Below are 13103 nucleotides of genomic sequence, written 5' to 3'. Positions count from 1 at the left end.
GCCGCGACTTGTTCGCGGCATCCAGAAATGGGAAACCAGATTGGCTCCTGCGGACAAGCCGCAGGACTTAGGAAACAGGATAACACCCGATTATAGACTAACTCGGCACCCCTGGACTGACGGCTATGAGAACAGAAAGTTCATGCCGGCACAAAACATCAAGTTGATATATAATTTAACTAATTGAATATAAAATCCAAGGTGTTGATTATGGACAGGGATGCTGAAGTTATGGAAATCTATCATAGAAACATAGGCAAGGAAGAAAAAATTCGTCTGCTTGAGGACCTGGTGCTCGACTTACATAATGAATTAGAAGCACAAGACCAAAATATGCACCCAGAAATTCATAATAGGCTATCCGAAGGTCTGCGCTTAGCGACAAACTTTATTAGAGAGCTACGCGCTCAAAGTTGACTCTTCGATTATTCCTGCATTTAAAAACGCAGAACAATGCCACTCAATATAATGACGAGTTGCATCTCCTGTTATTTCCATTGGTTAAATAAATAATTGTTATTTACAAATAACTGTCTTTTTCTTACTATGCTCAAAATTTACATAGTGGAGTACGCAATGCCTGGTTTTTTTTCAACGATAGACAATAAGTGGGATGGATATTCTTCTTTGCGAAGAAGATATGCTGATGCTGTTCCTATTCCACAAGCAAGTTATTTTGATCCTATCCGCTCCATCAGTGACATGGCCACTTTAGCTGTTCGCCCTATTGAGAAACCTCTTTGGCTTGCTTTTAATGCTTTGGGGTTTTTAATTAAAGCTATTGTTAATTTAGCGGTTGCTGTTGTGTTAGCGCCTTGCGCCCTGCTTCTTGCTTTAGTAGCGCCAACCTCGGGTCTAAGAAGCGAAACCTGCGATGCATTCAAACTTGCTGCGGCGCAAACGGTGGTCTCTGTAGGAATGGGAGCGATTGCTTTACTTTCCGCAGTAGCAGCTCTTCTTTTTAATCCTCTCCACATCGTTACCCGTGCTTTGGCTACCGTTTTTGACTGCATTAATTCAACTACGGAATCTTGTTGTGATGTAGAAAGTGCCAGATTAAGATACTAAGCTATTATTAAAAGCATGTAAGCGAAGGATCAACAATGAACTGGTCCTTCCTTAACATGGATGTCTATCAGCACATTTTAAGCAGATAAATATGAAACAAAGGATATGTTAATGCAAGTAAAGGCAGCCGTGGCTTTTGAAGTAGGCCAACCACTGGTTATAGAAACAGTCGATTTAGAGGGACCTCGTGACGGCGAAGTCTTGGTAGAAATTAAAGCCACCGGTGTTTGTCATACCGATGCCTATACTCTTTCAGGAAAAGATCCTGAAGGGCTTTTTCCCGCAATTTTGGGTCATGAAGGAGCCGGAATAGTAGTTGAGGTAGGAAAAGGAGTCACCAGTTTAAAACCCGGAGACCATGTCATTCCGCTATATACTCCTGAATGTCGCCAATGTGAATATTGTTTGTCACGTAAAACTAATCTGTGTCAGGCCATACGCAGCACCCAAGGTCGAGGCTTGATGCCTGATGGCACTTCCCGCTTCCATTTCAATGGCCACACTGTTCATCACTATATGGGCACATCAACCTTTGCCAATTATACTGTTTTACCGGAAATTGCCTTGGCAAAAATCCGCAGTGACGCCCCCTTTGATAAAGTATGCTATATCGGTTGTGGGGTAACGACAGGCCTTGGCGCAGTTCTTTTTACGGCTAAAGTAGAGGCAGGCAGTCGGGTGATTGTCTTTGGTTTAGGGGGCGTTGGGCTCAATGTGATTCAAGGTGCCCGAATGATTAATGCAACCCAGATTATTGGTGTTGACATTAATCCTGCTCGAAAAGAACTGGCCCATAAAATGGGGATGACTGATTTTGTTAATCCGAATGAAATAAAAGGTGACTTGGTCGCTCATTTGATTGAATTAACTCACGGTGGGGCAGATTACACCTTTGAGTGTGTTGGCAACGTGCAGCTAATGCGCCAAGCTTTAGAGGCCTGTCATAAAGGGTGGGGCGTATCCACCATTGTTGGCGTCGCCCCGGCTGGCCAAGAAATTGCAACCCGTCCTTTTCAATTAGTTACCGGGCGTGTTTGGCAGGGGTCCGCATTTGGTGGTGCACGAGGACGAAGTGACGTACCTAAAATTGTGGATTGGTATATGGAAGGACGTATTAATATCAACGACCTAATTACCCATGTAATGCCAGTGGAACAAATAAATGACGCTTTTGAATTGATGCAGCGTGGCGAGTCGATACGCACGGTACTTACATTTTAAAAAACTTCACCATGGATTTATGAAAAGGGAGCAGAACTATGACCTATCAATTAATCGAAGCACATCAATGTTTTGATGGCATCCAAAGTGTCTACACTCATTGGTCTGAGGAAACTCAAAGTGACATGCGTTTTGCGATCTATCTTCCTCCTGCTGCTGAACAAAAGATAGTACCCGTACTCTACTGGCTCTCAGGATTAACATGCTCTGAGCAAAATTTTATTACCAAAGCAGGCGCACAACGCATTGCTGCAGAACTTGGCCTGGCCATTGTTGTCCCGGATACCAGTCCTCGCGGCTTAAATCTGGTAGGTGTTACAAAAGAGGAATATATTGGTGAAGCAGCAGGCTTCTACGTCGATGCCACCGAAATGCCTTGGGTCGATCATTATCGCATGTATTCTTATATCAGTAATGAATTGCCGCGCGTCATTGCTGAAAACTTCCCCATCGACAAGAGACGCTGCGGTATTTTTGGCCATTCAATGGGAGGTCATGGCGCATTAACCATTGGCCTGAGAAATCACCAACTATTTCGCAGCCTTTCTGCTTTTGCTCCAATTTGTGCGCCAACGCAGGTTTCTTGGGGAAAAAATGCCTTTCAGAGCTATTTGGGTGAGAATCAACGAACTTGGCAACAATACGATGCCTGTCACTTAATAATGGATCATCCATGGCCTCATGGAGAAATTCTTATTGATCAAGGCAATGCTGACCCTTATATCGTGGAGCAATTAAAACCTGACTTATTTGAAGCAGCGTGCATGCAAGTGAATGTTCCCTTAAATCTGCGCATGCATGAGAAATACGATCATAATTACTATTTTATTGCCACCTTTATCGAAGATCATTTGCGTTTCCATGCTAAAAATTTAAGTGAGTAGTCCTGTGCTGCTTTCTTTAAAGATGGGGTCTCTCTGACCTATCTTGTTCCTCATCCTTTTTTGGAGACTCTTGAGTCACAGGCGCCACAGGAAAGGGTGTGTCGTTAGTCAGAGGAGACCCAGCTGTATAGACAGAGTTAGATCGACATGATTAGCCTCATCGTTACCTGCTGTTAGTCTTAGGTTAAAATACCGATTAATAAAGAACTAATTCACGTAATACAGCAGTAGCATAAGAACCTGCGGGTAGAGTAAAAGATAATTCAGCCATTTGCTCCTTAAGGGTATATTCAAAACGTTCTACGTGAAGGATATTCGCTCGCCAGGCTTCCTCTAATCCTTGTTTTTCCATACCTGCCAACCACGGCAGCCAATCGGCATAAACTGTTTCAATGATCTGTAAGGCAGTACCTTTTACCATATTCTTTCCTTTTCCAGGTAAAGGGCTTGCTGGAGAAATGTCTTTCTCTTTAATCCGACGGACTATCTCCTCTTCAATTTCATCAATAACAAAAATACTATTTGAACCGTTAAGTTGCATGACGTCACCAACAAGAGGAGTGTTCCAGGTTAATTCTTTAACTCGCTTTGCTAGAATTAAATTATAAAGCCATGAACGCGCTGCAGAGCAGTACATGCCCTTTAAAAATCGATCTTTAACTTTTCGCCCCTGAACCAAAAGCTCCTCAGCTTTTACTAAGTTGCCCCCCTCGCGACCAAAACGCTGCTCACCGAAATAATTAGGAACGCCGGTTACTTTTATTTGCTCTATACGTTGCACCAAATCATCTGCATTAGAAACTTCTCGTAATTTCATGACAAAATGATTTCCCGTTAAAAATCCTGGCCTTAGTTTTTTATTATGACGTGTGCATTCCAGTACTCGCCAGCCCGAGCCCTCCAAGGTATTTATTCCCTCAATTTCCTCCCCGGGAGCATGAATACTCAGCCATTGGGTAGTCAGTGCTTGACGGTCTTTTAAACCGGCGTAACTGATTAATTTTACCGGTTTATTAATTACCCGAGCCAAAGATTTAACAACGTCCTCTGTAGTTAATCCTCTTTTTTCAATTTTAAGAACAATATGTTCTCCTTCACCGCTAAACTGCCCTTCAAAAAATTCATTGACTTGAAAATCTTCAGGCACCAACTTGAAACTCGCAGTAGATTCTGGTTTACCATAAACACGAGGCCAATCTAAAGAGTACATTACTGATATCCTTTTATTAAAATAGTTGCGGAGTATAGCTATAAATCGAATTATTGCGTAGTAAGAGTAAATGTCGATAACCTCATGGTTCGAGAAAGGCTCACTACCATTTACTTAAGAAACGTCATCCAGAGTGAAGCGAGGGTTCTCTAAAATGTGGCCTCATGCCTATTTCAGAAGCTCCCTCGTCACAGGTTCTTCAATTGATTATTCAAGTACAATAAAAACTGTTCACTACTTAATGCTTCAGAAAAATACCAGCCCTGCACCATATCACAATTCATGGTGCGCATTAATTTTAATTGCTCTATTGTTTCTACGCCCTCAGCCACCACCGTTAATTTTAAATTTCGTGACATGGCAATAATACTATTCACCAGACTTAAGTCATTATTGTTCGTATTGACCCCTTGAATAAAGGATCGGTCGATTTTTAAAATCTTAAAAGGATAGGAATGCCAGGACTTTAAAGAGGAATAATTCATACCAAAATCAGACAGGGAGCAATGAATCCCCATTTCATTCAGCAGATCTAATTGTGATAAAATAAATTTTGAATCATCAAGAAAAGCAGATTCAGTAATTTCAAAAATTAATGACTCTGGAGAAAGAGCAGTTTCTTTTAAAATTAATTTTATTTTGTTAACAAAATCGTTTTGTTTTAATTGCTGAGTAGAAATATTTACCGCAACTTTTAGATTCTTACCCGTCGTTATTTGCCATTCTTTAACTTGGATGCATACTTTTTTAAATATCCAATACCCTAAATCCACTATTAAACCGGTTTCTTCGGCTATAGGAATAATCTGATCAGGCAAAACATAACCTAAGGTGGGACTTTGCCAACGCAGTAAGGCCTCGGCAGCAAATAAAGTATTATTTCTAATATCAATGATGGGTTGATAACAAAGATATAATTCATCGCGGAGCATTGCCTGGTCTAATTCGGCTTTAATACGAATCCGGTTAGAAGCCACATTAGCCATGGTACTAATGAATACCGTCCAATTATTTTTATTATTTAGCTTACTTTGATACATCGCGGCATCCGCATTACGCATCAACGTTTTGGCATCTTTTCCGTGCTCTGGAAAAACGGCAATTCCAATACTTGAAGAAACTGAAAGTTTATGGGATTCAATCACAAAGGGCCGCAAACACACTTCAAGACATTTTTTTGCAACCAGTTCAGCATCCCCCACATGATTTAAGTTTTCTAAAATCATCATGAACTCATCACCCCCTAAGCGGGCAATAGTGTCGGTCTGTCTGATAATCGATAAATAGCGCTCAGATAACGCTTTTAATAGTAAGTCACCCACTGCATGTCCCAATGAATCATTGATGTGCTTAAACTCATCGAGGTCCAAAAATAAAACAGCCAATTTTTTTTTGTTGACCTGTGCTTTTGCTACTGCATGCTCTAATCGACTGTATCCATAGAGGCGATTAGGCAAATTGGTTAAATTATCATACGTTGCGTGATGTTTGAGCATTTCCTCATAGCTTTTCTTCTGCGATATATCTTCCATTACCGCTAAATAATGAGTGATTTCGTTTTCATCACGTAATGGAGAAATAATGGCCGATACCCAAAAAAGTTCTCCTTTTTTATTTTTATTTAGTAACTCACCTCGCCATTCATCCCCACGGATAAGATGACTCCACATGTTCTGATAAGTTTCGGGTGGCGTGTGACCAGATTGTAAAACACGTGGATTTTGTCCCAAAATTTCTTCAGGCGAATAACCTGTTTGCTCCATAACTTTTGCATTGGCGTATTCTATTGTCCCCCTTCGATCAGTTATCAACACGAATATCGGACTTTGCTCTAAAGCCCGAGTCAATTGTTTAATAGTCGCTTCAGATTGTTTTTGCACAGAAATGTCTCTGACTATAGCCAAGACTAATTTTTCTCCCGTCGCATTAAATATGCCTAAACGAACATCCACAGGAAATGTAGTTCCATCTTTTCGACGGTGTCGTCCTTCCAACTTAATCGGTCCATTTTGCAAGTCTAGCCACATCTGATTTAATACTTCCGGAGAGGCTCCCACTTCTATGTCCCAAACATGACAGCGACGTAATTCTTCAGCAGAATAGCCTAAAGACTTGCAGGCTGCAGTATTCGTTTCTAAAAATAAACCGTTTAAATCATGAATGAAAATCGCATCTGAAGCTGCATTCATCAGATTTCGATAACGTTCTTCACTAATTTTTAATTGATTGAGATAATTCACCTGCTCCGTGATATCTTGTTTTATGGCAATATGTTGAGTAATTTTACCCGACTCATCATCCACTACAGGCACAATCACTGTTTGAGCAATCCAATCACTGCCGTCCTTTTTTCTGGATTTTATTCGCCCATGCCAGGTGTTTCCAGCTTCCAGCTCTTGTTTAATATGCTCAAATAAGCGCTCATCTTCTTTGGGCGAACGTAATAAAGAAGCAACCGTTTTGTTAATTGCTTCGAAGGCTTTATAAAGAGTGATTCGTTCGAAAGCAGGATTGACGTATTGAATCACTGCCTCTTCATTGGTGATTTCTATGGAATCAACAGCTCTTTCAAGAATGGTGTTTAATAGTTTTACCCTTTTTTTATTCAATATATTCAACAGACAAACATTAAAAACCCCAAAAAAACTCTTTAAAAAGGGCGTTAATAATTTCAGAACCTCTTTGGATAATTCACTCCAAATACTAAAATAAAATAAATTGTTATGTGCTTTTTCAAGACAAATATCAATCCGGCTGGTTATTTTTTCTATTCGCTGCGTTCTAAGCGAAGCATAACTGATTTTTAAAGACTGCCATTTTTTTATTCGCGGAGGAGATCTTTCCAGCTCTTCTTGAATATCACTGTTTAAATGCTCAGGGGCAATAATACTGATTTGCTCCAAATCATAGCGCCAAATTCCTGTAATCTTATCTTTTAGCAGGGGGTGTTTATTAAGAAGAGTTAATGTATGTTCGCTAAAAGAGCGCACAGAAGCATCGGCGTGACAAAAATCAATGAGGCGACTCATTAATTCACGTTCTAATTTATGAGTACTTGGACCCTCACTATTGATTCCGTGGCTTAAGCTCATTAGTTCACGCCCAGATTTTTTATCTAACATATAAAATGCTTAGGACATCATCGTATACTTAAGCTTAGAAGGTTAAGACGCAATAATCAAAAAAAGAACACAAATGAAAATAAAAAACCCGCCTATCGCGGGTTTATGCTTTTTTATAATCTGCGGACGCTCAAGAGCGACCGTAAGCTGCTAAAGAGGCTTTAACCGCTGGTCGCTCGCTAATATGTTCATACCATTTCATTAAACTGGGAAACTGTTTTGGATCAATAGGCTCCTGGTAAAAAAACTGAAAACAGTAAACCCAAGGCCATATAGCCATATCCGCCACAGTATAATCTGTACCGCCTATATAGGGAAATTGGGCCAATTGCTGTTCCATTACTCCCATTAAACGAGAACATTCATCAGCATATCGCTTCATTGCGTAGGGAATTTTTTCTTCTGTAAAACGGTGAAAATGACCAAATTGACCAAACATTGGACCTATATGGGCCGCCTGGAAATAACACCATTGTAATATATGGTATTTATCTTTTAAGGATTTAGGTAAAAACCGGTCATGCTTCTCGGCCAGATATTGCAAAATCGCGACACTTTCAAATAAATAAAAATCATTGGCCTGATCATACAAGACCGGTATTTTATTGTTTGGAGAAATTTTTAAAAAGTCAGGATCAAATTGCTCGCCCTTAGAAATATCGATTATTTTAATCGTATAAGGTTGCTTTAACTCTTCCAGCATAATAGTCGGTTTTATACCATTAGGTGTACCAAACGAATATAGTGTATACATTGCATGTCCTTATTTTACAAAATGTTGTTCTTCTTTTTCGCAAGAAAAGTATAGCGAATTTTTCTTTTTGATATATTCTTAAAGCGAAACTCAGTTAAATTTACTGTGAATCAACTGCCCAATTCAAGCTAAATCATTTGTTAAAGGAGTTAACATGAGCTTCGGAAAAAAAGTGGCTATTCTATCCAGTTCCCGCACCCCCTTTGTAAAATCGCAAACCCAATATATGAATAAATCAAATCAGGATTTGTTAGGCACAGCACTGGCTGATTTGATAAGTAAAACAAAAATACAAGGGAAGTTATTAGGAGATCTGATTGCAGGAGCAGTGATAAATCATCCCTTTGACTGGAATTTGGCCCGAGAAGTTGTATTGGGCAGTGAACTGTCGCCAGAAACACCTGGTTTAACCATTCAGCGTGCTTGCGGCACCGGTTTGGAAGCGGTCAATCTTATTGCCTTAAAAATCGCCAGTGAACAAATTGCGGCAGGGATTGGCGGCGGTACTGACACCAATTCAGACATTCCTTTAATAGGTCAACGAAGATTGACTCATTTTTTAATCGAATACAAACAAGCGCGCGGGTTTAAAGAGCGCTTTGCTGCCCTCAAGAAATTCCGCTTAAGCATGTTAAAACCGCTTTTGCCAGAGGTACGTGAACCACGCACCGGTTTAACAATGGGAGATCATTGCGAACTCATGGTTAAAGAATGGCAAATTAGCAGAATGGCTCAAGATGAATTAGCCCTGCAATCGCACCAAAATGCAGCTCGAGCTTATGATGAAGGCTTCTATGATGATTTAATTGTACCCATTGGTCATTTAAAGCGCGATGGGATTACTCGCAAAGACACTACCTTGCAAAAATTAGCGGGATTAAAAACCGCCTTTGATCATTCGGATAAAGGCAGTCTGACTGCAGGGAATTCTACCCCTTTAACCGATGGAGCTTCAGTGGTGTTATTAGGCTCTCCTGAGTGGGCCAAGGCGAATAACTTAGAGGTGCTGGCTTATTTCGTTGATTGTGAAGTCGCGGCGGTCGATTACGTACACGGCGCCGGCTTGTTAATGGCCCCCACCATCGCCGTGAATCGTTTATTAGCAAGAAATAAACTGAGTCTACAGGACTTTGATTACTATGAAATTCATGAGGCTTTTGCGGGCCAGGTATTGTGTACTTTGAAAGCCTGGGAGTCAGCCGATTATTGCAAGAACACTCTAGGTCGCGATCAACCTCTAGGGAGCATTGATCCGCAAAAAATGAATGTCAAAGGAGGCAGTCTCGCTCTGGGTCATCCTTTTGCCGCCACCGGAGGACGATTGGTGGGTTCTGCCGCTAAAATCTTGGCCAATAAAGGTAAAGGCCGTATATTGCTCAGCGTATGCACCGCAGGGGGCATGGGTGTAGCCGCCATTATTGAACGTTAATTTTACTGCTAATTTGAAGATTAACCATACCGTTTAAATTGTACCTCCATGTTACCAGTAAGGTGGAGGTTGTCACATTCAACCATTGTCCATTCATTTAAAATGAGAAACAATCACCAATTCAATAAGCCCAAATGATTTATATCGTCTTCAACCCATCAACAGAGACATCCTGATGATAAACATAATGTTTAATAATCTGTTCCGCTTGCTCACTGGTTAACGGTTTCGTTATCGCTCCTTCCATGAAATATTGTTCGCAATCATATTTAACTACATCAGCCTCATATCCTGTCAATGCAATAATGGGGACATGATGCAGAGTATCTTTTTCCTTATTGCGCAATTGTTTAGCCACGACATAGCCTGAAGTATCCTCCAGACCAATATCCATCAAAACCAAATCATATTTTCCAGGATCAAATAACTTTAAGGCTTTATCACCAGTTTCCGCTATATCAACATGACAATTTAAGCCAGTTAAAAGAGCCTTTTCTACATTTTGAGCCACCAGATTATCTTCTATCATTAAGATGCTGGGCAAACGTCCGTCTTTAAATAAATCGATGTTTTCTCTCTTTTCCTGAGGAACAGGCTCAAGACGTTTTTCCAATTTTTTAATGGCGCTCACATCCGTTAAAATCACCACCATACCGGCTACATTTCTATTTTCATCATACATAGGAACACGATTGGATCTAAAATACAGCGTGTCGCCCTGCTCATTAACTACTGGAAGTTCCTCCACATTATTACGAGCCTCTCCAGAGAAAATCACTTTCATATCGTCCAGCTTAAATGACTCGACGCGTTTTTCCGACCAGTGACCGAATTTCGTCATTTGTTGATAAGGAGTCCCTTTGAAATCGCGTAACTCTTGTATTCCTAATAAAGAAACGAAATTGTTATTACACCCCAGTAAATTGCAATCGACATCAATCCAATAAACGATATCAGGAAGGGCATTAATGATATCCATATAATGTTGATGGATCACATCAATATTCTCCGGACTCCCCTTTTCATGCTTCGAGGACATGATCAATCTCCATTTTTGGTTTTCATCAAAATTATAGTACATATTACGCCTCTTTGAGGGACGAAATCCGTAATCAGTACATCAATCTGAAGGCTGTTAATAAAAAGTTAATATATCTTTGTTAGAATTAAGTTATAAGCAAGACATCAGAGGGCAAAAAATATGGCTAATTTCACTTTGTTTGCTTATGGCACCGGGGAAAGTCATGAAAAAACCCACAATATAGTATCGCAATTTGCTAAAAGCTGTGTCAGTAAGAGTATTCATTTAAACGGTCCGGATTGGCTGGGGCGTAAGGTACAACCTAACGCTGAAGAAGGAGCCAGAGAAATCATCAAATGGCTCAAAGCGCAATCAGATGATAAAAACAGCATTAATATGACCGGATTTAGTCGCGGCTCAGTAACCTGTATTCGTATTGCTAATATATTACAAAGCAAAAAAGATGAGTTAGAGAAGAAAGAAAATCAAGACCCTGAATCTCTGAATACTGAAGATAAAAAACTATTAGTACGCTTAAAGCAGCTCGATTTAAATCTGTTTCTTATGGATCCTGTAGCAGGTCTAATGGATAAAAGCGTTAAGGAAAGCAGGGTAATTCCAGAGATAGTAACGAACTATGTAGCGGTGCTCCAAAAAGATGAGCGACGACGGGATTTTAAACCCCAAGATATGACCCGCATCATTGTTGCCAATCCCCAAAAAACCAACGTGACTCTGTTACCAATGTATGGGAATCATTCGGATACTACCAAAATTAAAAGTAAAGAGATGGATAGTGGCCCTATCTTAGCGTGGTATGCCCTACATCAATTTTTAACCCAGAATGGTACGAAATTCGCCGAAGATAAGATGCCTCAAATAGCATTCAGTGATTCTTACCTGGATGAAACAGGTAATAAAAGACCTTCTGTGGACTTACCACCAAATCCTAGTCCCAGAGAGCTCTTGAAGTTATTTACTGAGCATCACCAAAACCGACCGGCCTATCTGAAATCAGGCCTTGTTTCCAAATTAAATGATGGAATTCCAGCACCCAGAACGGAACGAACTTTAAATGACCATGCTGAATTTTATGTTAAAAATTCAGAATTTTTTGTTAATCAATTAGAGCGTGAACTGTTTAAAATAGCCTACCCTAAATCCTTTAACTATCTCTTTGAAAATAATATGAAGGATCGCCGCTTTCCTACTGATAGCGGCAGTGAAAAAGCAGAAGTGATCCAAGAATTAGAAGAGCTGCGAAAAACGGATCCGGTGTTATTCCGAAGCTTGGGCGTGCGTGGAGTCAAAGGGCTTGAAGGAGACATTTCTGTAGGGGATCCGCGAGGCTATAATTATTTGGAACCTTGTACCAGTATGCAACAAATATTTCCAGATCTGGTACCTGATTCGGTAAAAGAAAATGCGGCGCAAATGAATAAATTAGACGCTCTTGAAAAGGAAGTCTATCGAGTTACTTTTCAATATGAGCGAGAAAAATCAGAGCTTAATTTTGCTGATGATCGAAGTAAAACACATCGCACACAACAAATACGTAAAGAAATCAATTATCTGATCAAGCATGACACGAAATCCGTAGACCAGAAATACGAACTAATCCTTGATCAACTGGAACAACATCACCAGGAATTAATCCTAAGTAATAGTCCATCTGAATTAACCCATATGTTAGGCAAAGTATTAGCCGAGCACGGTCGCGTCTATGAGGTTCAACAATCTGTAACTAATGCTGTAATGGTAGATCTAATCCACAGCACGCTCTCTTTGGCCAAGGAAACAGTTCGTCTGGTAGGTAATCTGGGATATGTTGGAGGATATACTTTATATGCAGTTGGGTCGGCCCTGGAAGCTATTGGGAAACGAACTAATGAATTAATTGGAGACATTGGCTATAACCCGTTAAAACTGCTAGGGGCAATAGGTGCAACCCTGCTTGAAGGAGTTGGTTTTATGATCAAAAATAGTTTTGGTTTAAAACCTTTAACCCAGTTGTTAACAGAGGGGATAAAAGAACTCAGGGATGCACTAACTCAAGCAATTAACACCACTACTATTAAAAAAATAGATCCAAAGACTATTGAAAATTTAGAAGGGGTGCTCGCAGATCCCTCTGCGCCATTAATTCATCCACATGATGCAACGGTGGAATCAACGAATACCCTTCCTCAACCAACTACCGGTTATAGAGCTCAAATGCAACACCTGAGAGAAGAAGAAGACCAAGCACCGAGCCTGGATTCTGGTACTGGCCTGAGTATTCTTACTCAGTAATCAATATTTACTAATAAATCCCAGGCTTCTACTCATGGGTAAAAACCTGGGCTGATGTTCAAAGAAGCCCATAGAATAATTTTTTATTCACGTAATAATCAC

Annotated in this window: 10 protein-coding genes; 6 read left to right on the top strand and 4 right to left on the bottom strand. The window is 40.3% G+C overall.

Going from position 1 to position 13103, the window contains the following annotated elements; all coding sequences use genetic code 11:
* Positions 1 to 210 precede the first annotated feature (210 nt).
* From LOX96_RS03570 to fghA, 4 genes are all read left to right on the top strand, one after another.
* Positions 211 to 417, top strand: coding sequence for a hypothetical protein (locus LOX96_RS03570; protein WP_250422335.1), 207 nt, complete (start codon positions 211 to 213; stop codon positions 415 to 417).
* Between the two features lie 159 nt (positions 418 to 576).
* Positions 577 to 1068, top strand: a complete 492-nt coding sequence (locus tag LOX96_RS03565) for a hypothetical protein (protein ID WP_250422334.1) — start codon at positions 577 to 579, stop codon at positions 1066 to 1068.
* Positions 1069 to 1179: 111 nt separating this feature from the next.
* Positions 1180 to 2289 carry an S-(hydroxymethyl)glutathione dehydrogenase/class III alcohol dehydrogenase gene (locus LOX96_RS03560; RefSeq protein ID WP_250422332.1) on the top strand — a complete coding sequence of 370 codons (1110 nt, stop codon included), beginning with the start codon at positions 1180 to 1182 and terminating at the stop codon, positions 2287 to 2289.
* 38 nt (positions 2290 to 2327) lie between these two features.
* The gene (fghA, locus tag LOX96_RS03555; protein WP_250422330.1) at positions 2328 to 3173 is read left to right on the top strand and encodes an S-formylglutathione hydrolase; all 846 of its coding nucleotides are present in this window, start codon (positions 2328 to 2330) and stop codon (positions 3171 to 3173) included.
* 196 nt (positions 3174 to 3369) lie between these two features.
* Here fghA and truD read toward each other — a convergent pair whose 3' ends face one another.
* The 3 genes from truD to LOX96_RS03540 all read right to left on the bottom strand — a co-directional run bounded on the left by truD (position 3370) and on the right by LOX96_RS03540 (position 8259).
* Positions 3370 to 4383, bottom strand: coding sequence for a tRNA pseudouridine(13) synthase TruD (gene truD, locus LOX96_RS03550; protein WP_250422328.1), 1014 nt, complete (start codon positions 4381 to 4383; stop codon positions 3370 to 3372).
* Positions 4384 to 4571: 188 nt separating this feature from the next.
* Positions 4572 to 7505, bottom strand: coding sequence for a sensor domain-containing protein (locus tag LOX96_RS03545; protein WP_250422326.1), 2934 nt, complete (start codon positions 7503 to 7505; stop codon positions 4572 to 4574).
* Between the two features lie 130 nt (positions 7506 to 7635).
* Positions 7636 to 8259, bottom strand: coding sequence for a glutathione S-transferase family protein (locus LOX96_RS03540; protein WP_250422323.1), 624 nt, complete (start codon positions 8257 to 8259; stop codon positions 7636 to 7638).
* 154 nt (positions 8260 to 8413) lie between these two features.
* Between LOX96_RS03540 and LOX96_RS03535 the strand changes: the two genes are divergently transcribed.
* A complete protein-coding gene (locus tag LOX96_RS03535) occupies positions 8414 to 9688 on the top strand; it encodes an acetyl-CoA C-acetyltransferase (RefSeq protein ID WP_250422322.1) in 1275 nt (424 codons plus the stop codon).
* A 139-nt stretch (positions 9689 to 9827) separates the two neighbouring features.
* Here LOX96_RS03535 and LOX96_RS03530 read toward each other — a convergent pair whose 3' ends face one another.
* Entirely contained in the window at positions 9828 to 10727 is a 900-nt protein-coding gene (locus tag LOX96_RS03530; protein WP_250422319.1) for an ATP-binding response regulator, read from the bottom strand.
* 162 nt (positions 10728 to 10889) lie between these two features.
* Between LOX96_RS03530 and LOX96_RS03525 the strand changes: the two genes are divergently transcribed.
* A complete protein-coding gene (locus LOX96_RS03525) occupies positions 10890 to 13001 on the top strand; it encodes a DUF5621 domain-containing protein (RefSeq protein ID WP_250422317.1) in 2112 nt (703 codons plus the stop codon).
* The last annotated feature ends 102 nt before the right edge of the window (positions 13002 to 13103 follow it).

Origin of the sequence: Legionella maioricensis (genome assembly GCF_023618015.1) — a bacterium.
GTDB classification, from domain to species: Bacteria; Pseudomonadota; Gammaproteobacteria; order Legionellales; family Legionellaceae; genus Legionella; species Legionella maioricensis.
The sequence above is the reverse complement of the archived record's forward strand: the minus strand, read 5'-3'. Positions and strand labels throughout refer to the sequence as shown.